Genomic DNA, 23,294 nt, shown 5'->3' on the forward strand with positions numbered 1-23,294 from the left:
CCGGTGACGTTATTCAGGTTCTGTACCCGATGTGTCCATGCTCAGTGAAGCCACAGGCCGTCGCCGCGCCTGAGCGTCACTCGAAGACATGTCGTACAGACCCAAACGATTGAACGGCCACGCTCAATCGTTTAAGCCGCGTCCAGGAAAATCGGACGCCGATGTTCGCCACAGGTTCCCTGGCAGGGATCAGTCGCGGAAGTTATTGAACTGCAGCGGCATGTCAAACGTCTTCGCACGCAGGGCAGCAATGGCTTCTTGCAGGTCATCACGCTTCTTGCCGGTGATACGAACCTGCTCGCCCTGAATGGCTGCCTGCACCTTCAGCTTGGCCTCTTTGACGTGAGCGACGATCTTTTTCGCCAACTCTTTATCAATGCCTTCCTTGAGCACCGCTTCTTGCTTCATCAGCTTGCCCGATGCATAGGCATCCTTGACTTCAAGGCACTGCACGTCGATTTTGCGCTTGACCAATGCCAGCTTGAGGATCTCAATCATGGCTTCGAGCTGAAAATCCGCCTCGGCGGTCAGATTCACCGTGAGGTCTTTTTCTTTGAACTCAAAGCTGCCTTTGCCTTTGAGGTCATAACGACGGTCCAGCTCCTTGACGGCGTTCTCGACTGCGTTGGTGACTTCGTGTTTGTCCAGTTCGGATACCACGTCGAACGACGGCATGTAATTTCTCCACTCTTTAAAGGGCGCGCACAACACAGATGGAGCGCGCCTGACCTGACAGTTAAAATGCGCGGGCATTATAGCGGTTCTTCCACGTCATTCACTTGCGAGCACACATGCCACCTTTCAACTGCAGATCAGCCCCTACTCGCTGGCACATTCTGGGCGCCGGCAGCATGGGCACACTGTGGGCCGCCCGGCTGGCGAGAGCGGGGTTGCCGGTTACGCTGATCTTGCGCAACGCTGCTCGTCTGCACGCCTATAAGGCTGCCCACGGCTTAACTCTAGTTGAAGGTGAGCAATCTCACCTGTTGCCCGTCACCGCTCAGTTGCCTGAGGCTGACGAGCCGATCGAGCGTCTGCTGCTCACCTGCAAGGCGTATGACGCCGAACCCGCCATCGCGCAGATTGCCCATCGGCTCAAACCCGGGGCCGATGTGGTGCTGTTGCAAAATGGCCTGGGCAGCCAACAAGCGGTGGCGGCCAGCGTGCCCCAGGTACGCTGCATTTTTGCCTCCAGCACAGAAGGCGCATTTCGCGAAAGCGACTGGCGCGTGGTCTTTGCCGGAGCAGGCCACACCTGGCTGGGCGATACCCGCCAGGACGACGCACCGCACTGGCTCGAAGACCTGCAACGCAGCCACATCGCCCACGAATGGAGCCCGACGATTCTCAGCCGCTTGTGGCGCAAGCTGGCGCTGAACTGTGCGATCAATCCCCTGACGGTGCTGTACAACTGCCGAAACGGCGGCTTGCAGGCGCACCGCGCCGAAGTCGACACCCTGTGTGACGAGTTAGCTGCCTTGCTTGAGCGCTGCGACCAGGCCGAGGCGGCAGACAACCTGAACGCCGAGGTGCATCGGGTGATCCAGGCCACGGCCAACAACTATTCGTCAATGCATCAGGATGTCGCCCAAGGCCGGCGCACCGAAATCAGCTACTTGCTGGGTTACGCCTGCGAAGCGGCACGCCAGCGACAGTTCGCCGCGCCGCATTTACACGACCTGCATCAGCGACTGATCGACCACCTGAAGCAGCACGGATTGCCCTGCAACTGAGGCCCGCGCTACCCTGCGACTTCGTTCTTCTTAATGCGGTTAATGTGATGCCCTTGCGCCAGCGCCTCGAAAACCTTCCGGTCGGCCAGAAGTTGCTGGCCGCCCTCCTCGTCCTGCTGGCGACCGTACTGGTGGTGGCCAACTTGACCTTCATCACCGCCGCGTACTGGATTTCACACGAAAGCACCGCCCCGCAGGCCTTGCAAACCCTGGGTCGACTGGCGTCCAACCCCCATCTGATCCTTGAGTCTCTGGACTCTGCGCAACAGGCTGATGCGCTGCTCGATGAAATAGGCAGCTACGCGCCCCTGCGCGCGGCGGCCATTTACGACAGCTCAGGGCATTTGCTGGCACAACTGCAACATGGCGAGCACCTGCCACTGCCCGAGCACTACCGTCAGCTTGAAGCCTGGAGCCTGACCGAGCTGCGCAGCCATTTGATTACGCGCTTGCACCACGGAGATAAACCCGCAGGGCACTTGTTGCTGATCGCCAGCAGCGAATTACCCGCAGCGTTTTACACCGGCACACTCACCGCGAGCCTGGGGATTTTGATCTTCAGCATTTTGCTGTGGCTGGTGGTTTCACGGCAAATCAAGCGGCTGATCACCCACCCCATCCATCGCCTTGAAGAACTCTCGCGCCAGGTCACCCGCGAAGAAAACTATGCCTTGCGCGCAGCACCCGGCAATCACGATGAAATCGGCAGCCTGGCGGAAGCATTCAACACCATGCTGTCGCGTATCGAAGCACGCGAACACGAGCTAAAACGCGCCCGCGACGAGGCACAAGCGGCTTACGACCAGGCCCAGACCCTGGCCGAAGAAACCCGCCACACCAACCGCAAGCTGGAGCTTGAAGTACAAGTTCGGAGCAAAATCGAGAAAAAACTGACGGGGTTCCAGAACTACCTCAACAACATCATCGACTCGATGCCCTCCGCCCTGATTGCGCTGGACGACCAGCTCTACGTCACCCAGTGGAACCAGGAAGCCAGCGCCCTGTCCGGTACGAAACTGGATGAGGCCATGAACCAGCCGATCTACCTTGTCTTCGAACCGCTCAAACCCTTTTTGCCGCAGCTTAAAGACACCATCGAAACCCATCGCGTGGCCAAGATCGAACGGGTGACCTGGACCCAGAACGACGAAGTCCGCCACTATGCCCTGACTTTTTACCCGCTGACCGGCAGCAGCGGGCGCGGCGTGGTAATCCGGATCGACGACATTACCCAGCGCTTGTCACTGGAAGACATGATGGTGCAGTCGGAGAAAATGCTCTCGGTGGGCGGACTCGCGGCCGGCATGGCCCACGAAATCAACAACCCCTTGGGGGCGATTCTGCACAACGTGCAAAACATTCGCCGACGCCTGTCCAGTGACCTGCCAAAAAACCTGGAGGTCGCCGAACAGACCGGCATTACCCTGGACGCAATCAGCCACTACTTGCAGGCCCGCGAAGTACCGCAGTTGCTCGACGGCATACAGCAGGCAGGCGCCCGCGCAGCGAAAATCGTCACCCACATGCTCAGCTTCAGCCGCCGCAGCAACCGGCAGATGAGCCCGTGCGATTTATCGGCGTTGATTGATCAGGCGGTAGACATTGCCAGCAATGACTTTGACCTGGCCCTGGGTTTCGACTTCAGGGGCCACGACATTGTTCGCCAGTTCGACCCCGAGCTGGGGCCCGTGCCCGGCATCCCCAACGAACTGGAGCAAGTGCTGCTCAACCTGCTGAAAAACGCAGCCCAGGCCATTCATCAGCGCCCCGTCAACACCGAGCCCGGGCGCATCATTTTGCGTACAAAACTCAACCCGCCCTGGGCGGAAATCCAGGTGGAAGACAACGGCGTCGGCATGCCCGAACAGGTGCGCAAACGCATCTTCGAACCGTTTTTCACCACCAAAGAGGTCGGCCAAGGCACCGGGCTTGGCCTGTCCGTTTCGTACTTTATTGTCACCAACAACCATAAAGGGCAGATGGAAGTGCACTCCACATTAGGCCAGGGCACCTGCTTTACCCTACGCCTGCCGCTGGCGGGCAACCTGCTGCCTTCTCACGAATCAACCACCGTGGAGCTGTAAACATGGGTTTTCGCTTGTCAAAAATCTACACCCGCACTGGCGACAAAGGCGAAACAGGCCTGGGCGACGGCCGACGTGTGCCCAAGGATCACCCGCGGGTAGAAGCCATCGGCGAAGTCGACACGCTCAACAGCCAACTGGGCCTGCTGCTGGCCGGGCTCAGCGCCCACAGCGTCGAGTGTTCGGGGCTAAATGAGGTGATTGAAGTGCTTGAACCTTGCCAGCATCGACTGTTCGACCTGGGTGGCGAACTGGCCATGCCGGTGTATCAGGCGCTCAACAGCGCTGAAGTCGAGCGTTTAGAGGCGGCGATTGACCGCTGGAACGAAGAGTTGGGCCCACTGGAAAACTTCATCCTGCCTGGCGGCTCCACCCTGATCGCCCAAGCCCACATCTGCCGCAGCCTGGCCCGCAGCGCCGAACGCCGCTGCCAGCAACTCAATGCTCTGGAGCCATTGGCCGGGGTGGGTCTGGCGTACATCAACCGCCTGTCAGACCTGCTGTTCGTGGCCGCGCGTTTGATTGCCAAACGCCAGGGGATAGCCGAGATCTTGTGGCAGGCGGCGGCCAAGCCCGCCGGATAAACCGTATTCCCCTAATGTAGGAGCGAGCTTGCTCGCGATCTTTTGATTTTCTACACCCATCTGGTAGGAGCTGACGAGGTACGAAGGCTGCGAGCTTTTTACGGCTGCTTCGCAACCGGACGTAGCCTCGCAATGCTCGTCAACTGCTACAGAGATCGCGCCGCGCCGCGCGATCTTTTGATCTTCAACGCCGCACAGAGGCTATTCCTGCGGCCAGAACGCGCGGATTCCGGCAACGCCCTGTGCGCCGATATACCACGCCTGCTGGCAATCGTCCGGCCCCAACCCGCCCAGCAAAAACACCGGCTTGTTGAAGTTGGCGATCAACTCCTGCGCCTGTTCCCAGCCCAAAGGCTGCGTATCCGGGTGGGTCTGGGTCGGCAATACCGGCGACAAGGTCACAAAATCCACGTCCATCTGCTCGGCCAACGCCAGTTCTTCTGCGTTATGGCACGAGGCCGCCAACCAGCGCTCTTTGGCCAACGGCCGGCCTTTGGCGGCGTATTTGCGCAATTGCGCTGCGGTTAAATGCCAACCCGCCGAAGGAAAATCTCCCAGCCATTCCAGCGGACCTTTGAGCATCAGTTGCGCTTTGCCTGCACACAACCCGGTCGCATCCACCGCCAAATCTCGGTACTTGGGGTCATAACCATTGGGCGCACGCAATGAAACCAGCTTGATACCGCCTGCAATGGCCTTCTGCAAACCGCGCAGCAACTCCGGGGTTTCCAGCCCATCCGGGGTAATCAGGTATTGATCCGGCAAACGCGCAGCCGCCACTATCGGCTGATTCGCCGCCGGGAACTCATAACTGGCGAAGTCTCGCGCCGAAGCCCACGCCAATGGCTGACCTTCAGCACCATGAGGCTCGCCCGTGAATTGCGAAACTTCCCATACATCAAGCAGGACCTGCTTGTCCGGGTAATCATGCTGAACCTTGATCAACGGTCGCGCAGCGCTCACCGTAATCCCCAGTTCTTCTTGCAGCTCACGATTCAACGCAGCCTCGACCGACTCCCCTGCCTCGACCTTGCCACCAGGGAACTCCCAGAGCCCGCCTTGATGTTGAGTATCAGCGCGACGGGCAATCAGTACCTTGCCGCCTTCGCCACGGATAACGGCCGCAGCCACATGAATTCGTTTCACCCTTGTACTTCCTCTAATCCGGCCTGCTGCCAGGCTTTAAACGCCAAGCCTTGGTATCTGCTCCCTCCAATGATCGACGCGAGCATGGCCTGCATGCTCGCGCAGAACAGTGATCAGGTACGGTATTCAGCGTTGATTTTCACGTACTCGTGGGACAAGTCTGTGGTCCAGATGGTCTCGCTGGCGGTGCCGCGGCCCAGTTCGATGCGGATGGTGATTTCTTCGCGAGCCATCACCGCTGAGCCCTGCTCTTCGGTGTAAGTGGCTGCGCGTGCGCCGCCGCTGGCAATGCACACTTCGCCGAGGAACACGTCGATTTTGCTCACGTCCAGATCCGGCACACCGGCACGCCCAACGGCCGCCAAAATACGGCCCCAGTTCGGGTCAGAAGCAAACAGTGCGGTCTTGATCAAGGGCGAGTGAGCCACGGTGTAACCAACATCCAGACATTCCTGATGGTTGCCACCGCCATTCACTTCAACGGTCACGAACTTGGTCGCGCCTTCGCCGTCACGCACGATGGCCTGGGCCACGTCCATGCACACTTCAAACACCGCCTGCTTCAAGGCCGCGAACAGCGGGCCGCTGGGTTCGGTGATTTCTGGCAGGTTGGCTTTGCCGGTGGCAATCAGCATGCAGCAATCGTTGGTCGAGGTATCGCCATCGATGGTGATGCGATTGAACGACTTGTTGGCACCGTCAAGCAACAGGTTTTGCAGGACATCACGGGACACTTTGGCGTCGGTCGCGATGTAACCCAGCATGGTGGCCATGTTCGGCCGAATCATGCCCGCACCTTTGCTGATGCCGGTGACGGTGATGGTCACGCCTTCATGCTGAAATTGACGGCTCGCACCTTTAGGCAAGGTGTCTGTGGTCATGATGCCGGTGGCTGCTTCGGCCCAATGGTTTTCCGACAGGTCGTCCAGCGCGGCTTGCAAAGCGCCTTCGATTTTCTCAACCGGCAGCGGCTCGCCGATAACACCCGTGGAATACGGCAGCACAGCGCTGGCATCCACACCCGTCAGTTCAGCCAACTTGGCGCAGGTGCGAGTGGCCGCGATCAGGCCCGGCTCGCCGGTACCAGCGTTGGCATTACCGGTATTGGTCAGCAGGTAGCGCACAGGCCCCTGAACACGTTGCTTGGCCAAAATCACCGGCGCGGCGCAAAAAGCATTCAAGGTGAACACGCCTGCGACGTTCGAGCCTTCAGCGCAGCGCATGACCACGACATCCTTACGCCCAGGACGCTTGATACCGGCGCTAGAAATACCCAGCTCAAAACCGGCCACCGGGTGCAAAACAGGCAAAGGACCAAGACCAACAGCCATGACGCGCTCCTAGATAGAAATGACAGTTCCGCCAATGGGCGGGAATTCAATGGTAAAACGCCGCGACGGCTAAAGCCGGTCGCGGCGCAGGTGTATCAGCAAATGAAACGGGCTTTAGTTGATTTGCCCGTGACAGTGCTTGTATTTCTTGCCCGAGCCGCAGTAGCACAGCTCGTTGCGGCCCAGCTTCTGGTCATTACGGACCGGCTCGGACGACGTGTCGATGTCAGCGATGTCTGCACCTTCAAGCACTTGGGCCATGGCATCAGGCTGATCAAGGCCTGGCGCTTCGGCGTGCTGGAACTGCATGCGCGAAGCCAGCTCTTCAGCTTCTTGACGCAGACGGGCTTCTTCTTCAACCGGATCTTCGCGACGAACCTGTACATGGGACAGTACACGGATCGAATCACGCTTGATCGAATCAAGCAGCTCGGAGAACAGGTTGTACGACTCGCGCTTGTACTCTTGCTTCGGGTTCTTCTGCGCATAGCCGCGCAAGTGGATACCGTGACGCAAGTGGTCCATGGTCGACAGGTGGTCTTTCCACAGGTCGTCCAGCACACGCAGCACAATTTGCTTCTCGAACGTGCGCAGGGCTTGCGCGCTGGCCTGTTCTTCTTTCTCGTTGTACGACGCCAGCAGCTCGTTCAGCAGCTTCTCGCGCAGGGTTTCTTCGTACAGGTGATCGTCTTCGTCGAGCCATTGCTGGATCGGCAATTTCACCCCGAAGCCGCTTTCAATGGCTGCTTCCAGACCGGCAATGTCCCACTGCTCAGGCAACGATTGCGGCGGGATGTGCGCGCTGACGGTGCTGTCGAGAACGTCCTTGCGGAAGTCGGCAATGGTTTCGCCGATGTTTTCAGCCGCCAGCAACGTGTTACGCATGTGATAAATCACTTTACGCTGTTCGTTGTTAACGTCATCGAACTCCAGCAATTGCTTACGGATATCGAAGTTGCGACCTTCAACCTTGCGCTGAGCCTTTTCGATTGCGTTGGTCACCATGCGGTGTTCAATCGCTTCGCCAGACTGCATGCCCAGGGCCTTCATGAAGTTCTTCACTCGATCAGAAGCGAAGATACGCATCAGGCTGTCTTCCAGCGACAGGTAGAAGCGGCTGGAACCGGTATCGCCCTGACGACCGGCACGACCACGCAACTGGTTGTCGATACGGCGCGATTCATGGCGCTCGGAAGCGATGACATGCAGACCACCCGACTCCAGCACTTGCTGGTGACGTTTTTGCCAATCGGCTTTGATCTGGGCAATTTGCTCTGGTGTCGGGTTCTCGAGCGAAGCCACTTCGACTTCCCAGTTACCGCCCAACAGGATGTCGGTACCACGACCGGCCATGTTGGTGGCGATGGTCAGTGCGCCCGGACGACCGGCCTGGGCAATGATTTCAGCTTCTTTTTCGTGGAACTTGGCGTTCAGTACCTTGTGCTCGATGCCTTCCTGCTTCAGCAGGTTGGACATGTGCTCAGAGGTTTCGATGGTGGCAGTACCGACGAGTACCGGGCGGCCTTTCTCCATGCAGTCCTTGATGTCGGCCACGATGGCGGCGTACTTCTCGTCTGCGGTCAGGAACACCAGGTCGTTGTAGTCTTTACGCGCCAGCGGCTTGTTCGGCGGGATAACCATCACCGACAGACCGTAGATCTGGTGGAATTCGAACGCTTCGGTGTCTGCGGTACCGGTCATGCCGGACAGCTTGTTGTACAGACGGAAGTAGTTCTGGAAAGTTGTCGATGCCAGGGTCTGGCTCTCTGCCTGAATGTTCAGGCCTTCCTTCGCTTCAATCGCCTGATGCAGGCCTTCGGACAGACGACGACCCGGCATGGTACGGCCGGTGTGTTCGTCGACCAGCAATACCTGACCGTCTTCAACGATGTATTCGATGTTGCGATGGAACAGCTTGTGAGCGCGCAGAGCAGCGTAAACGTGGGTCAACAGGCCCAGGTTGTGCGCCGAGTACAGGCTTTCGCCTTCGGCCAGCAGACCAATCTGGGTCAGCATGTCTTCTACAAACTGGTGACCGGATTCGTTCAGCTCGACCTGACGGGTCTTCTCATCGATGGTGTAGTGGCCAGGCTTGGTGACCTCGCCTTCCACTTCTTCGATGTGCTGTTCAAGACGCGGGATCAGCTTGTTGATTTCGGTGTACAGCTTGGAGCTGTCTTCGGCCTGACCCGAGATGATCAACGGCGTACGCGCTTCGTCGATCAGGATGGAGTCGACTTCGTCGATGACAGCGAAATTAAGCTCGCGCTGGAATTTTTCTTCCATGCTGAAAGCCATGTTGTCGCGCAGGTAATCGAAGCCAAACTCGTTGTTGGTCCCGTAGGTGATGTCGGCGGCGTAGGCTTCACGCTTTTCCTGTGGTGGCTGGAAAGGTGTCACCACACCGACCGAAAGCCCCAGGAACTCATAGAGCGGGCGCATCCAGTTGGCATCTCGTCGTGCCAGGTAGTCGTTCACGGTGACCACGTGCACGCCCTTGCCGGACAATGCATTGAGGTAAACGCCCAAGGTTGCAACCAGGGTTTTACCTTCACCGGTACGCATTTCTGCGATCTTGCCTTCGTGCAAGGTCATGCCACCGATCAGCTGTACGTCAAAGTGACGCATGCCCATGATGCGCTTACCGGCTTCACGGCAGACCGCGAACGCTTCAGGCAACAATTGATCGAGGGTCTCACCTTTAGCTATGCGGGCCTTGAACTCTTCGGTCTTGGCGCGCAATTGCTCATCACTCAGAGCAACCATTTGCTCTTCGAAGGCATTAACGACCTGTACCGTCTTGAGCATGCGTTTAACTTCGCGCTCGTTCTTGCTTCCAAAAAGTTTCTTTAACAAAGGCGCAAACATATCGGCAGGATCTTCCACACATAGGGATGGAGGGCGGCCCCGAGAGTCGCCCGAGCAGCCCTGATGGCCGCATGCGAGCGAGCATTCTACCCGGAAACGGCGGTGAGGAAAGTGGCGTTATTCCACGATACTGGTACAGCGTTGTGACGGGGCCTGACTAAAATAAGGCCTTTTTGCGGAACTTCAACCCATGCGGTGCAGAAGTTACCTATTGATTTTGCAAATAAACTTAACCGTTTCAGGTCTGTGTCGAGGGAAATGGCGGTTTCTGCTAGGATTGCCATTCAGTTTTCTCAGGTGTTTGATCATGGCATTTCGCCCACACCCAGCACGTGCACCCGCCGTTCTGCTCCGCGAGGCCAAGCCCCTAAAAGCCATCTTCGGCCATGCCAAGCGCCTTGCGCACCTGCAACGCCTGCTTGAAAGCCAACTCCAGCCTGCCGCCCGCGAACATTGCCACGTGGCGTCCTGGCGTGAAGGCAGCTTGTTGTTGATCGTCACCGACGGCCATTGGGCCACGCGTTTGCGCTACCAGCAAAAACGCCTGCAGCGTCAATTGCAAGCCTTTGACGAGTTCGCCAGCCTGACCCGGATTTTGTTTAAAGTGCAGCCGCCGACCGTGCAAGCCAAAGTCGGCGGGCACACCCATGACCTGTCAGTGGATGCCGGGCAAACCATCCAGGCCACCGCCGAAGGCATCAGCGACCCGGCACTGCGCGCAGCCCTTGAACGCCTGGCCAGCCACGCCCGACCAAAATAAACCCACCATCTGTAGTCGCTGACGAGGAACGAGGCTGCGATACGGGCCGCAGGACCGCCGCCTCATTTACGCTTGCCATTACCCAGCAACGACCCCAATAACCCGCGCACCAATTGACGGCCCATCTGGCTCGCGGCCTGGCGTGCCATCGATTGCAGAGCTTTGCCGGTACTCGCCCCCAAAAACTCACCCGCCTGATCCAGCAAGCTCGGCTCATGGGGCGCCGACGGTGCTTGCCCTTCTGGCACCTGACCCTTGCGCGCCTGCAGCACTTCGTAGGCCGATTCGCGGTCTATGGGTTTGTCGTAACGCCCCTGCAACGGCGAACTGGCAATCAAGGCCGCCCGCTCGGCCTCACTCAGCGGCCCGATGCGCGATTGCGGCGGCGCAATCAATACGCGCTGAACCATCGCTGGCGTGCCTTTTTCTTCGAGCATGCCCACCAACGCCTCGCCCGTCCCCAGTTCGGTCAACACCGCCAAGGCACTAAATGCCGGGTTCGGGCGAAACCCGTCGGCCACCGCCCTCAGCGACTTTTGCTCTTTAGCGGTGAAAGCACGCAGTCCATGCTGGATACGTAAGCCCAATTGCGCCAGCACCGTGTCAGGCAAGTCCGCCGGTGATTGCGTGACAAAGTACACGCCCACGCCTTTGGAACGAATCAACCGAACCACTTGCTCCAAACGGTCTTGCAGCGCCTTGGGCGTATCGGCAAACAACAAATGCGCCTCGTCGAAAAACAGCGCCAGCAAGGGCTTGTCGGCGTCGCCACGCTCCGGCAATTGCTCAAACAGCTCGGCCAACAGCCACAACAGAAAGGTCGCATACACTTTGGGTGCTTCATGCACCAGGCGGCTGGCATCCAGCAAATGGATGCGCCCGCGACCATCGCTGGCAGGCTGCAAGAGGTCTTCGAGTTGCAGCGCAGGCTCACCAAACAACGACTCGGCGCCCTGCTGCTCCAACGTGGCCAAACGGCGCAATAACGCCTGACTGGACCCCGTCGTCATCAACGCTGCGTCTTCGCCCAGCACGTCCGGGTTCTCACGCAAATGCCCGAGCAGCGCCTTGAGGTCTTTGAGGTCCAGCAGCAACAAGCCTTCGCGATCAGCCACTTTAAACGCCGCGTACAACGCAGACTGCTGGCTGTCGGTCAGCTCAAGCAAACTGCCCAGCAGCAACGGCCCCATTTCGCTCAGGGTTGTGCGCAACGGATGGCCCGTTTTGCCCTGGATGTCCCACAGGGTGACCGGGTACGCCTTGGACTGATAATTCAGCCACGGCATGCTGGCAATGCGCTCCGCAATTTTGCCTTGGGGATTGCCCGCCGCACCCAGCCCACACAGGTCGCCCTTGATGTCGGCGGCAAACACGGCAACCCCCGCATCGCTGAATTGCTCAGCCAAACGTTGCAGGGTGACGGTTTTACCGGTCCCCGTGGCACCCGCCACTAAACCATGGCGATTGGCCAAACGTAATGACTGAGCAATGGGCTGACCCGCAAGGTCAGCGCCGAGTACAAGAGCAGAAGAGTCAGGCATTTTGCCACCTTTGATTAATCTTTCACGGGTCCGCGTCGATACCCTCTTAATGCTAGACCAGAAAATTCCTGATTTAGCGTAGGAAAGCCCACTTATAAATACTCAAATCGCTTCTGTTCTAGCCGTGATTTGTAGAGTGCGCGTTTTACAGCGTGTAGGCCTCACATTTATAGAACTTAGCGGACCCTTCTAGCCATGAATAAAAACCTGCGTTTCAGCCATAAAATCCTGCTGGCTGCGTCCCTGATTGTCATAGCCGCGTTCTCGCTCTTTGCCTTGTACAACGATTACTTGCAGCGCAATGCCATCCGCAACAACCTCGACAACTACCTGCATGAGATGGGCAGTGTCACCGCCAATACGATTCAGACATGGCTCGGCGGGCGGATTCTGCTGGTCGAAAACCTCGCACAATCGTTGGCCATCAATCCCGAGCCCGCCCAAGCCGCCAGCTTGCTGGAGCAGAAGGCGCTGACCAGCACCTTCATGGCCGATTACTTTGGTGACAACCAGGGCGCATTCACCATTCGCCCTGACAGCAAAATGCCCGACGGTTTCGACCCGCGAACCCGCCCCTGGTACAAAGACGCCGTCAACAGCAGCAGCGCCAGCCTGACCGAACCGTACATTGATGCGGTCACCGGTCAGATGATCATCTCGATTGGCAGCGCCGTGAAAAAAGCCGGGCAGACACTGGGCGTGGCCGGGGCTGACCTGAGTCTGCAAACCATCACGGACACCATCAATGCCTTGAACTTTAATGGTTTGGGCTATGCCTTTCTGATCAGTGGCGACGGCAAAGTCTTGGTTCACCCGGACAAAACCCTGGTCACCCAGTACCTGAAGGATATTTACCCGCAGGACACGCCGCCTATCAGCAGCGCGTTCAGCGAGATCCAGGCCAACGGCAAAACCCGGATCGTGACCTTTACCCCGGTCAAAGGGCTGGGGAACGTCAACTGGTCGATCGGTCTGTCCGTGGACAAAGAAAAGGCCTTTGCCGCACTGAACACATTCCGGACATCAGCGGTGATCGCCACAGTGATTGCCGTGATTTCGATCATCGCCCTGCTCGGCCTGTTGATCCGCTTGCTGTTGCAGCCCCTGCACGTCATGACCCGCGCCATGCAGAACATTGCCGAAGGTGAAGGCGATTTGACCCGCCGCCTCGATGTAACCTCCAACGACGAATTCGGCACCCTGGGCAGTGCGTTCAACGACTTTGTAGAGCGCATTCACACCTCCATGCGCGAAGTGTCATCTGCCACCGCGCAGGTTAACGAAGTGGCCCTGCGCGTGGTCAGCGCCTCCAACTCGTCAATGCTCAACTCCGACGAGCAGGCCAGCCGCACCAACAGTGTTGCCGCCGCCATCAACGAACTGGGTGCTGCCGCCCAAGAGATCGCCCGTAACGCCGCCCAGGCCTCACAACAGGCCAGCGACGCCCGCGGCCTGGCGACCGAAGGCCAGCAAGTGGTTGAGCGCAGCATCAGCTCCATGCAGCAACTGTCGCAAATGCTCGGCACGTCCAGTGGCCATATCGAGTCGCTCAACGGCAAGACCGTGAACATTGGGCAGATCCTCGAAGTGATCACCAGCATCTCGCAGCAAACCAACCTGCTGGCCCTTAACGCCGCCATTGAAGCGGCCCGTGCCGGAGAAGCCGGGCGCGGCTTTGCCGTGGTGGCCGATGAGGTGCGCAACCTGGCACACCGCACTCAAGAGTCAGCGCAGCAAGTGCAGGCAATGATCGAAGAGCTACAAGTCAGCGCCCGCGCCTCGGTCAGCACCATGGATGAAAGCCAGCGCCACAGCGAAGACAGCGTCGAAATCGCCAACCTGGCCGGTGAGCGGCTGGTCAGCGTGACCGAACGTATTGGTGAGATTGACGGCATGAACCAGTCCGTGGCGACCGCAACCGAAGAGCAAACCTCGGTGGTTGAGTCGATCAACATGGACATTACCGAGATCAATACACTGAATCAGGAAGGGATTGAAAACCTGCAATCCACCTTGCGCGCCTGCACTGACCTCGAACAACAGGCCGCTCGCCTCAAGCAATTGGTGGGTAGTTTCCGTATCTAAGCACTGTCTGGCCTTACGGCTTGGGATCTGCTTCAGCGTCTTGCTGTAGTTGCTCCCACAGCCTGGCGGCGTCAGGAAAATCAGTGCCATCCTCGGGGCTGAGGGCGTCCGGGTCGTAACGACTCAAACAGCCCTCACCCACCGTGGCGGGCGCGCTGGAGGTAGCCTTGTCGAGTGGATCAGTCATGGCGAATCCTCCAGCGTCCAATCTGTAGAAAATCCGTGGGAGCGGGCTTGCTCGCGATGCAAACGACTCGGTTTGTCAGACGCACCGGGCAGACACTATCGCGAGCAAGCCCGCTCCCACAAAAACCTTCTCGCATCAAAACACGACGGTTTTGTTGCCGTGCACCAGAACGCGGTCTTCCAGGTGATAACGCAGGCCACGGGCCAGCACCATCTTCTCGACGTCACGGCCGAAACGCACCATGTCTTCAATGCTGTCACTGTGGCTGACACGAACCACGTCTTGCTCGATGATCGGACCTGCGTCCAGCTCTTCGGTGACGTAATGGCACGTCGCGCCGATCAGCTTCACACCGCGCATGGACGCTTGGTGATAAGGCTTGGCACCCACGAAAGACGGCAAGAAGCTGTGGTGGATGTTGATGACTTGACCGGCGTATTCGCTGCACAGGTCGGGCGGCAGAATTTGCATGTAACGCGCCAATACTACAACTTCAGCCTCGTGGTGTTTGACCAGACGCGAGACTTCGGCAAACGCCGGCTGCTTGTCTTTCGGGTCAACCGGCACGTGATAAAACGGAATACCGTGCCACTCCACCATGCTGCGCAAGTCATTGTGGTTAGAGATAACGCACGAAATATCGCAGTCCAGCTCATCGCTGTGCCAGCGGTGCAGCAAGTCTGCCAGGCAGTGAGATTCACGGCTGGCCATCAATACCACGCGTTTTTTCTGCGCTGTATCGGTAATACGCCACTGCATCGAAAACTCTTCAGCGATCGGGGCAAATGCCTCGCGAAACGCCTCAATGCCAAACGGCAAAGAGTCGGCACGAATTTCGTGACGCATAAAGAACCAACCGCTTTGGTCGTCCGAGTGGTGGCTCGCTTCAGTGATCCAGCCATTGTGGGAAGCCAGGAAATTACTGACCTTGGCGACAATGCCGACGCCGTCGGGGCAGGCGATCACCAACCGAAAAGTGCGCATGAGGGGAAAACTCCAAAACTTTACTAAGGCCGCCATTCTAGCGAGTGCGCAGCAAAACTACAGTATTCGTTGAGCCTTATTGCCTGTGCCACGGGGTCGCGGTGCAAAAGCGTCGGCGCCAACAGCGCCGTGGCCTGCATTGAATTTATCGATCCGTTGATACTATTTATTAATGACTTTGATTAAGCCTGGGTATCGACCTATTTAACCGGCTACATAGTGCAGACAGACAAAAGTTAATGAATAAAAATTTAAATTAATCTGACATTGGATATTTACTTGCTGAAACTGTCTGACTATTATTGCGCCACTGTCTCCCTGTCACCACTTCAGCATAAGGTAAGCCTCATGTCCTTGATCAACGAATACCGCGCTACAGAAGAAGCCATCAAAGAACTGCAAGCTCGCCTGAAGAACCTGTCGGAAGACGACAAACTTCAAACCGAGCTGGAATTTGAAGGCAAACTGCGTACGCTGATGGGCGAATACCAAAAATCGCTGCGTGACATCATCGCGCTGCTGGACCCAGAAGCCAAAGCAAGCAAAGCGCCACGTGGTGTTGTTAAAACCACCGGCACCAAACGTGCCCGTAAGGTTAAACAATACAAAAACCCGCACAACGGCGAAGTGATTGAAACCAAAGGTGGCAACCACAAAACTCTGAAAGAGTGGAAAGCCAAGTGGGGCAGCGACGTGGTTGAAGGCTGGGCAACTTTGCTCGGCTAAGTGATTGCGAACACCCAGCGTGTTCAGCAGCACCCATAAAAACGCCAGCTTGCTGGCGTTTTTTATTGCCCGGCATTTAGTCTGTTTCAGTGGCCGGAGTTACCAGCCCTACTCGCCGGCTCACGTCCTGGGCGTAACGCTGCCATTGCTCCAGCAGCTTCAGTTGCGCAGGTGTTGCGCTGCGTGCCAGGCCTTCTACGGCCTCGTTAAACTGGCTCAGGGTCAACGGCGCGCCAAAGGCCGGATCCGTCAAACGCTGTTGGCAAAACAATTGCCAACGCTCATGTTCTTGCTCACTCAAGGTCGCTGGAAAGTTTCGCGCGCGGTAACGGAATAATAATTCAGGCAACCGTTCGTCATCAAAAGGCCACGTATCTTTACCCAACTGTTCCGGATCACTTAAGCGTACTTGCTCACACAACCGGCGGTCGCGGTCACCGAGAAAACCGTCATACAGTTGCTGCTCCGGGTCCTCACTGGGAGTGAAGTCTTCACGGGCATAAATAACATTTAACTTTTGCTGCCAAACTTCCTGAGCCTCTGTCAGCACCCGGGCACGTGCTTGATAATCCGCCATGTCCAACTGCAAACGCTGCTGGTCCTGTGCACGCACAACAGTTAACGGGGCGACGACCGGACAACGATTAACGTGAATCAGCTTAAGTCCAATGGGTAATTGACCTTCGGCTAATTCTTCGCGCCGCGTATAAAGCAGTGCACGAAGCGATTCAGCCTCCAGGTCCATTAAAGGCTGCGGATCAAAATGCAGGTCATAGACAATCAATGCATTACGGTTTTTGGGATGCCAGGCCAAGGGTAAAACCACACCGATATAATGCCGCGCCGCCGAAAAACGCCCTGAGATATGCACCATGGGTTGCAACAATCGAACTTGATCCAGCACCCGCTGTTTAGTTCGTAATTGAAATAACCAGTCATACAGTTTCGGTTGTTTTTCACGGATCAGACGCGCCAATGCGATGGTTGCACGCACATCGGACAGCGCATCGTGTGCCTGGCCGTGATCAATGCCGTTGGCGGCCGTCAAACGCTCAAGCTTGAGCGTCACCCGCCCGTCTTCTTCGGGCCACACAATGCCTTCAGGGCGTAGCGCATACGCCGCACGCACAACATCAATCAAGTCCCAACGACTGTTGCCGCCTTGCCATTCACGCGCGTAAGGATCGAAGAAGTTGCGGTACAGACTGTATCGCGTGACTTCGTCATCAAAACGCAAGGTGTTATAGCCCGCCCCGCAAGTGCCTGGCTGCGCCAATTGCGCATGGGTGCGGGTCATGAACTCGGCTTCGCCCAGGCCTTTGTCTTCCAGAACGCCCGGCGTAATGCCGGTGACCAGGCAAGCCATGGGGTGCGGCAGGATATCGTCGCTGGGCTGGCAATACAGATTGAGCGGCTGGTCTATCTCATTGAGCGCAAAGTCGGTGCGGATCCCGGCAACCTGCACCGCACGATCATTGCGCGGATTGATGCCGGTGGTTTCGTAGTCGTACCAAAAAATGGAAGTCACGGGGTGTTCCTGAGCAGTATTCCCGCTCAGTCTAGGCGTTCAACGCCAGGCAAGACCAGCCCGAAGCCATCAGGTCAAGCCGCTGGTCTTGCCTGCGCCAGCCCGTCAGGCAGAGGCTTGTCTGGGGTGAAAGCTGAAATAGTGGTGCAAGTCGTCGATCAGCGCGAGGTACTCCTCAGGCGGCTGATAAAGGATAAAACCGGAGTCATAGACGTTGGGCGTGACATCTTCCCGGCACCACAGGCATCGGGCAACAAGGTCGATCAAGTGCACCTGGCCATCACTGCCGGGCAGCTTGAAGCGCAGCTGAAAGTCGGCCTCGACCAGCAGAGGCAAGTGGCTGATCAACACCAGACCGCCCTCGGAGGCATTGCCCAAATACCCCATGGGCTTGTCCGTGAAGCGATTGAAGACCTTCAGGAAAGATGTCAATTCGTGACGCTGGATGCGACGCTCAGTAACCATATTGGATTCACTTGTAAAGGCCCGGGGTAACTGCCCGGAAGGCCGCACACCAAAGGGCTGCCGACCAGGCACTGAGTCTTACGGTGCTGCGTACCGATTCAGGTAAAGCATAGTCAATAAATAATCGAGTGATAGCCATGCGCCATCAATTGCCGCCAAGATCCCGGCACGCAGGGGTTATGGCCCTGTGGCACGCACTCAACACTCAACACGCCTCAGATCTTCGCCGGCAGGGCTTGAGCCTGACTGGGGCCAGGAATGAACTTGAGAATACGCAGTGTTTCGATCCGAGCCTTGGCCCGATAGGCGTACTCGCTCTTCGGGAACTCGTTGATGATGTATTGATAGGTCTGGGCGGCATCCAGGTAAAACTTTGTACGCTCAAGACACAGCCCGCGCAACATTGCCGTTTGTGGCCAGATATAAGGACGGCTGCGGCTGTCACGGTCTACTTCTGACAGCTCAAGCATCACCGCTTCACAATTACCGCGGTCATACGCCCGGTAGGCATTGTTCAAATGATGGTTCATTGACCAGCGGGTACAGCCAGCAACACAGCCGACTGCCACTAAAATAAGTAAAAAGCGCATGGGCATCTCCTGTTCTCAACAGTGTATCGACCCCTGCGCCAAATTCTTCATAGCCTGTGCACCACAACTTAAGTCGAAAGTAGTGCAGAGGAACAATGACTACAGCCAAAGACCATAGTAGCCTTTGGCAGCGCTTGAACTCAGGAGTCTTTGCATGTCCGTTCGTCGAACTAAAATCGTTGCCACACTTGGCCCTGCCAGCAATTCCCCGGAGATGCTTGAACAGCTGATCCTCGCTGGCCTGGACGTCGCCCGCTTGAACTTTTCCCACGGCACTCCCGATGAGCACAAGGCTCGCGCCAAGCTGGTGCGTGACATCGCCGCCAAGCACGGCCGTTTCGTCGCGTTGCTGGGTGACCTGCAAGGCCCGAAAATCCGTATCGCCAAATTCGCCAACAAACGCATCGAACTGAAAATCGGTGATCGTTTCACCTTCTCCACCAGCCACCCGCTGACCGAAGGTACCCAAGACGTTGTTGGCATCGATTACCCGGATCTGGTCAAGGACTGCGGCGTCGGTGACGAACTGCTGCTCGATGACGGTCGCGTGGTCATGCGCGTTGAAACCGCCACTGCAGACGCCCTGCACTGCGTGGTATTGATCGGCGGCCCGCTGTCGGACCACAAAGGCATCAACCGCCGTGGTGGTGGCCTGACCGCCCCTGCGCTGACTGAAAAAGACAAGGCTGACATCAAGCTGGCTGCCGAAATGGAAGTCGACTACCTCGCCGTGTCGTTCCCGCGTGACGCCGCTGACATGGAATACGCCCGTCAACTGCGTGACGAAGCCGGCGGTACCGCCTGGCTGGTGGCTAAAATCGAACGCGCTGAAGCCGTGGCCGACGACGAAACCCTCGACGCACTGATCAAAGCCAGTGACGCGGTCATGGTTGCCCGTGGCGACCTGGGCGTTGAAATCGGCGACGCCGAGCTGGTGGGTATCCAGAAAAAAATCATCCTGCACGCACGTCGCCACAACAAGGCGGTGATCGTGGCGACCCAGATGATGGAGTCGATGATCCAGAACCCGATGCCAACGCGCGCCGAAGTGTCCGACGTTGCCAACGCCGTTCTCGACTACACCGACGCCGTGATGTTGTCGGCCGAAAGTGCTGCCGGTGCTTACCCACTGGAAGCCGTGCAGGCCATGGCGCGTATTTGCGCCGGTGCTGAAAAGCACCCGACCAGCAAAACCTCCAGCCACCGCATCGGCAAGACCTTCGAAAGCTGCGACCAGAGCATCGCGCTGGCGGCCATGTACACCGCCAACCACTTCCCTGGTGTTAAAGCGATCATCGCCCTGACTGAAAGCGGTTACACGCCGTTGATCATGTCGCGCATCCGTTCTTCGGTGCCGATCTACGCGTTCTCCCCGCACCGCGAAACCCAGGCCCGTGCGGCCATGTTCCGTGGCGTCTACACCGTACCGTTCGACCCGGCTTCACTGCCGCCAGAACAAGTCAGCCAGGCCGCTATCGACGAACTGCTCAAGCGCGGCGTCGTAGAGAAAGGTGACTGGGTCATCCTGACCAAGGGCGACAGCTACCACACCATCGGTGGCACCAACGGCATGAAGATCCTGCATGTCGGCGACAAAATGGTGTAAGCCCTAACCGGCCCCACACCCAAAGCCCCGCCCGAGCAATCCGGCGGGGCTTTTTTATAACAACCCGCACCGTTCCTGTGTAGGAGCGAGCTTGCCTCGCGATCTTTTGACCCTAAAAGATCTCAGCCTTCGCGCCTCGAGAGCGCCTACGTCAGCTGCGGGTCAAAAAGGCATCGGCCAACAGTTGATTGCGCGAAAGCCCGGCCAAAAACAGCCGTTTGGCAAACGCTTCAACCGTGTCCGGATGGCCGCAGACCAAGGCGTGGGTCTGCCGCGCTACCACACGCAATTGCAACAGATAGTCTGCCAACTCGCTGCGCAGCACCCACTCAAGCGTCAGGTTGGCATGTTCCGCCGCCAATGCTTGCAACTGCGCCCTGAGATAAAACTCGCTGTCATCGCGGGCCACGTGCACCAGCCGGATCGGCCCTTGATGATCCTGGCGCAGCGCCTCGCGCAGCACGCCAAACAGAGGCGCCAGCCCGGTACCCGCCGCCATTAGCCACAACGGTTGCTCTTGCCAGTCCGGGTCGTAACGCAACGCCCCGCCCCGCAACTCGCCCAAACGCACAGGGTCACCCACCTTGAACTGCCGGGCCGCATCGGCAAATTCGCCGGGGTGTGCGCAATCGACATGGAACTCCAGAAAGCGGTTTTCATCAGGCAGGCTGGCCAACGAATAAGGCCGGGCGATGCCGCCGGACGTCCACAGCACCACATGCTGCCCCGCCCGATAACGCACAGGGCGCTGCGCCACCAAGCGCAGGCGCAACACCGTGGTGCTGAGCCAGTCGACTGCCGCCACCTCGGCGGGCAGGCCGTCGCGTTGCGGGTCGAAGGCTTCTATATGCAGGTCAGCGCTCACCTGGCACTGGCACGCCAGGCGCCAGCCCTGCTCGCGCTGCGCACGGCTCAGCGCCTCAGGCTTGAGGTCATGGGGCTCACCCTGTACACAACGCACCAGACAGGCATGGCAACTGCCCGCCCGGCAACTGTAAGGCACAGACACGCCCGCCTGATTCAAGGCATCCAGCAAATTGCAGCCATCAGCAACTGACCAGCGTTTGTCAGCGACGTGTAACTCGGGCACTTCTGGCCTCCTGTGGGTAATTAGTCTTATAGCCCGCTAGGGCCGGGCGAGTCGCTTGACCCACCTCAGTGCGCCCAGCCCCCGAAAAGCGAAGGTCCTGCGGCCCTTATCGCAGCCTTCGGCAGCGGCTACAAGTTTTGCCTGCTCAGGTGTAACAAAGACAGGGGCGGGTTATACTGCCGCGCCTTTTTTGTACCGGTCATGCGTGCCCGGTACATCTCTCAAGTTGTTTACGACAGACCGAAACACCCAGGTCGCAAACACCTTATTGATTGAATGTTCCCGTCTTATAGAGGAGCGCGACCCATGACCGTGATCAAGCAAGACGATCTGATCCAGAGCGTTGCTGACGCCCTGCAATTCATTTCTTACTACCACCCCGTTGACTTCATTCAGTCCATGCACGAAGCCTACCTGCGCGAAGAGTCGCCAGCGGCCCGTGACTCGATGGCGCAAATCCTGATCAACTCGCGCATGTGTGCCACCGGCCACCGCCCGATTTGCCAGGACACCGGCATCGTCACCGTGTTCGTGCGTGTGGGCATGGATGTGCGCTGGACCGGCGCCACCATGAGCCTGGACGACATGATCAACGAAGGCGTGCGTCGCGCTTACAACCTGCCAGAAAACGTCCTGCGTGCCTCCATCCTGGCCGACCCGGCCGGTGCTCGCCGCAACACCAAGGACAACACCCCGGCGGTCATCCACTACTCCATCGTCCCGGGCAACACCGTGGAAGTGGACGTGGCGGCCAAGGGCGGCGGTTCCGAGAACAAGTCGAAAATGGCCATGCTCAACCCGTCCGACTCGATCGTTGACTGGGTGCTCAAGACCGTTCCGACCATGGGCGCGGGCTGGTGCCCACCGGGCATGCTCGGCATCGGCATCGGCGGCACGGCTGAAAAGGCGGCAGTGATGGCCAAAGAAGTGTTGATGGAGTCCATCGACATTCATGACCTGATCAAGCGCGGCCCGAGCAACCGTATCGAAGAGATGCGTATCGAGCTGTTCGAGAAGGTCAACCAGTTGGGCATCGGCGCCCAGGGTCTGGGCGGTCTGACCACCGTGCTCGACGTTAAAATCATGGACTACCCGACCCACGCCGCTTCCCTGCCGGTGTGCATGATCCCGAACTGCGCGGCCACCCGCCACGCACACTTCGTGCTCGACGGTTCCGGCCCTGCCGAACTCGAAGCGCCGCCGCTCGACGCCTACCCGGAAATCGTCTGGGAAGCCGGCCCGTCGGCCCGCCGTGTCAACCTCGACACCCTGACCCCGGAAGATGTACAAAGCTGGAAGCCGGGCGAAACCGTATTGCTCAACGGCAAAATGCTCACCGGTCGCGACGCGGCGCACAAGCGCATGGTCGAAATGCTCAACAAGGGTGAAACCTTGCCGGTCGACCTCAAAGGCCGCTTCATCTACTACGTTGGCCCGGTTGATCCGGTAGGCGACGAAGTGGTTGGCCCGGCAGGCCCGACGACCGCTACGCGGATGGACAAATTTACCCGCCAGATCCTCGATCAAACCGGCCTGCTGGGCATGATCGGTAAATCCGAGCGCGGCCCGACTGCCATCGAAGCGATCAAGGAACACAAAGCCGTGTACCTGATGGCCGTGGGCGGTGCAGCCTACCTGGTTGCCCAGGCGATCAAAAAATCGCGCGTGGTGGCGTTTGCCGAACTGGGCATGGAAGCGATCTACGAGTTCGACGTTAAAGACATGCCAGTGACCGTGGCAGTCGACAGCAAAGGCGAGTCGGTGCACATCACCGGCCCGGCGATCTGGCAACAAAAGATCCACGACAGCCTGGCCGTAGAAGTGCAATAAGCACGTCCACGCCAGACACAAAAACGGCCGGGTGAATAACCCGGCCGTTTTTTTATGCGCGGCTCCTTGTGGGAGCGGGCTTGCTCGCGATTCAAGCGATACGGTTTGCCTGATGAACTGCGGCGATGCCATCGCGAGCAAGCCCGCTCCCACAGG

Annotated in this window: 19 protein-coding genes and 1 pseudogene; 9 read left to right on the forward strand and 11 right to left on the reverse strand. The window is 58.2% G+C overall.

Features of this window, described 5'->3' with window-relative positions; translation table 11 throughout:
* Window positions 1-189: 189 nt before the first annotated feature.
* Window positions 190-675 carry a YajQ family cyclic di-GMP-binding protein gene (locus AAEZ03_RS02965; RefSeq protein ID WP_048390732.1) on the reverse strand — a complete coding sequence of 162 codons (486 nt, stop codon included), beginning with the start codon at window positions 673-675 and terminating at the stop codon, window positions 190-192.
* A gap of 176 nt (window positions 676-851) precedes the next feature.
* On the opposite strand from AAEZ03_RS02965, the gene AAEZ03_RS02970 reads away from it, so the two are divergent.
* From AAEZ03_RS02970 to AAEZ03_RS02980, 3 genes are read left to right on the forward strand one after another with little or no spacing between them, the layout of a single operon-like run.
* On the forward strand, window positions 852-1,733 hold the full coding sequence (locus AAEZ03_RS02970) for a putative 2-dehydropantoate 2-reductase (protein ID WP_350575898.1): 882 nt from the start codon (window positions 852-854) through the stop codon (window positions 1,731-1,733).
* Between the two features lie 47 nt (window positions 1,734-1,780).
* A complete protein-coding gene (locus AAEZ03_RS02975; protein ID WP_350575901.1) occupies window positions 1,781-3,817 on the forward strand; it encodes a sensor histidine kinase in 2,037 nt (678 codons plus the stop codon).
* Window positions 3,818-3,819: 2 nt separating this feature from the next.
* On the forward strand, window positions 3,820-4,401 hold the full coding sequence (locus tag AAEZ03_RS02980; protein ID WP_278939346.1) for a cob(I)yrinic acid a,c-diamide adenosyltransferase: 582 nt from the start codon (window positions 3,820-3,822) through the stop codon (window positions 4,399-4,401).
* 201 nt (window positions 4,402-4,602) lie between these two features.
* Here the strand turns inward: AAEZ03_RS02980 and AAEZ03_RS02985 are convergent, their stop codons facing one another.
* The 3 genes from AAEZ03_RS02985 to secA form a co-directional block, all read right to left on the reverse strand.
* Window positions 4,603-5,547, reverse strand: coding sequence for a Nudix family hydrolase (locus AAEZ03_RS02985; protein ID WP_350575904.1), 945 nt, complete (start codon window positions 5,545-5,547; stop codon window positions 4,603-4,605).
* Between the two features lie 113 nt (window positions 5,548-5,660).
* Window positions 5,661-6,878 (reverse strand): bifunctional glutamate N-acetyltransferase/amino-acid acetyltransferase ArgJ, encoded by a 1,218-nt coding sequence (gene argJ / locus AAEZ03_RS02990; RefSeq protein WP_278939344.1) that lies wholly within the window; start codon window positions 6,876-6,878, stop codon window positions 5,661-5,663.
* A gap of 114 nt (window positions 6,879-6,992) precedes the next feature.
* The gene (gene secA / locus AAEZ03_RS02995; protein WP_048390720.1) at window positions 6,993-9,746 is read right to left on the reverse strand and encodes a preprotein translocase subunit SecA; all 2,754 of its coding nucleotides are present in this window, start codon (window positions 9,744-9,746) and stop codon (window positions 6,993-6,995) included.
* Window positions 9,747-10,053: 307 nt separating this feature from the next.
* Between secA and AAEZ03_RS03000 the strand changes: the two genes are divergently transcribed.
* The gene (locus AAEZ03_RS03000; RefSeq protein WP_048370590.1) at window positions 10,054-10,506 is read left to right on the forward strand and encodes a DUF721 domain-containing protein; all 453 of its coding nucleotides are present in this window, start codon (window positions 10,054-10,056) and stop codon (window positions 10,504-10,506) included.
* A 62-nt stretch (window positions 10,507-10,568) separates the two neighbouring features.
* Here AAEZ03_RS03000 and AAEZ03_RS03005 read toward each other — a convergent pair whose 3' ends face one another.
* Window positions 10,569-12,047, reverse strand: coding sequence for a helicase HerA-like domain-containing protein (locus AAEZ03_RS03005; protein ID WP_350575911.1), 1,479 nt, complete (start codon window positions 12,045-12,047; stop codon window positions 10,569-10,571).
* Between the two features lie 195 nt (window positions 12,048-12,242).
* On the opposite strand from AAEZ03_RS03005, the pseudogene AAEZ03_RS29230 reads away from it, so the two are divergent.
* Both AAEZ03_RS29230 and AAEZ03_RS29235 read left to right on the forward strand, forming a co-directional pair.
* Window positions 12,243-13,274: pseudogene (locus tag AAEZ03_RS29230) on the forward strand (HAMP domain-containing protein); the annotation flags it as partial.
* 93 nt (window positions 13,275-13,367) lie between these two features.
* Window positions 13,368-14,132 (forward strand): methyl-accepting chemotaxis protein, encoded by a 765-nt coding sequence (locus AAEZ03_RS29235; RefSeq protein WP_410174167.1) that lies wholly within the window; start codon window positions 13,368-13,370, stop codon window positions 14,130-14,132.
* Between the two features lie 13 nt (window positions 14,133-14,145).
* On the opposite strand, the gene AAEZ03_RS03015 is transcribed toward AAEZ03_RS29235, so the two are convergent.
* Window positions 14,146-14,319: a hypothetical protein gene (locus AAEZ03_RS03015; RefSeq protein ID WP_173430627.1), complete on the reverse strand. Its 174-nt coding sequence runs from the start codon at window positions 14,317-14,319 to the stop codon at window positions 14,146-14,148.
* A gap of 135 nt (window positions 14,320-14,454) precedes the next feature.
* Window positions 14,455-15,303, reverse strand: coding sequence for a formyltetrahydrofolate deformylase (gene purU, locus AAEZ03_RS03020; RefSeq protein ID WP_048370599.1), 849 nt, complete (start codon window positions 15,301-15,303; stop codon window positions 14,455-14,457).
* A gap of 348 nt (window positions 15,304-15,651) precedes the next feature.
* On the opposite strand from purU, the gene mvaT reads away from it, so the two are divergent.
* Window positions 15,652-16,029 (forward strand): histone-like nucleoid-structuring protein MvaT, encoded by a 378-nt coding sequence (mvaT, locus tag AAEZ03_RS03025; RefSeq protein ID WP_048370601.1) that lies wholly within the window; start codon window positions 15,652-15,654, stop codon window positions 16,027-16,029.
* Window positions 16,030-16,105: 76 nt separating this feature from the next.
* Here mvaT and sbcB read toward each other — a convergent pair whose 3' ends face one another.
* The 3 genes from sbcB to AAEZ03_RS03040 form a co-directional block, all read right to left on the reverse strand.
* Complete coding sequence (gene sbcB / locus AAEZ03_RS03030) at window positions 16,106-17,557, reverse strand: exodeoxyribonuclease I (protein WP_350575917.1); 1,452 nt, start codon at window positions 17,555-17,557, stop codon at window positions 16,106-16,108.
* Window positions 17,558-17,662: 105 nt separating this feature from the next.
* Window positions 17,663-18,022 carry a PilZ domain-containing protein gene (locus AAEZ03_RS03035; RefSeq protein WP_123749911.1) on the reverse strand — a complete coding sequence of 120 codons (360 nt, stop codon included), beginning with the start codon at window positions 18,020-18,022 and terminating at the stop codon, window positions 17,663-17,665.
* Window positions 18,023-18,237: 215 nt separating this feature from the next.
* Window positions 18,238-18,612 carry a tetratricopeptide repeat protein gene (locus tag AAEZ03_RS03040; RefSeq protein WP_350575921.1) on the reverse strand — a complete coding sequence of 125 codons (375 nt, stop codon included), beginning with the start codon at window positions 18,610-18,612 and terminating at the stop codon, window positions 18,238-18,240.
* Window positions 18,613-18,766: 154 nt separating this feature from the next.
* Here AAEZ03_RS03040 and pyk point away from each other — a divergent pair, with 154 nt between their 5' ends.
* Window positions 18,767-20,218 carry a pyruvate kinase gene (gene pyk / locus AAEZ03_RS03045; protein ID WP_281852643.1) on the forward strand — a complete coding sequence of 484 codons (1,452 nt, stop codon included), beginning with the start codon at window positions 18,767-18,769 and terminating at the stop codon, window positions 20,216-20,218.
* A gap of 151 nt (window positions 20,219-20,369) precedes the next feature.
* Here pyk and AAEZ03_RS03050 read toward each other — a convergent pair whose 3' ends face one another.
* The gene (locus tag AAEZ03_RS03050; RefSeq protein WP_350575924.1) at window positions 20,370-21,308 is read right to left on the reverse strand and encodes an iron-sulfur-binding ferredoxin reductase; all 939 of its coding nucleotides are present in this window, start codon (window positions 21,306-21,308) and stop codon (window positions 20,370-20,372) included.
* A gap of 306 nt (window positions 21,309-21,614) precedes the next feature.
* Between AAEZ03_RS03050 and AAEZ03_RS03055 the strand changes: the two genes are divergently transcribed.
* Window positions 21,615-23,138 carry a fumarate hydratase gene (locus tag AAEZ03_RS03055; RefSeq protein ID WP_048391500.1) on the forward strand — a complete coding sequence of 508 codons (1,524 nt, stop codon included), beginning with the start codon at window positions 21,615-21,617 and terminating at the stop codon, window positions 23,136-23,138.
* Window positions 23,139-23,294: the final 156 nt, after the last annotated feature.

The sequence above is a fragment of the Pseudomonas sp. HY2-MNA-CIBAN-0224 genome, assembly GCF_040310285.1.
Classification (GTDB): Bacteria; Pseudomonadota; Gammaproteobacteria; order Pseudomonadales; family Pseudomonadaceae; genus Aquipseudomonas; species Aquipseudomonas helleri.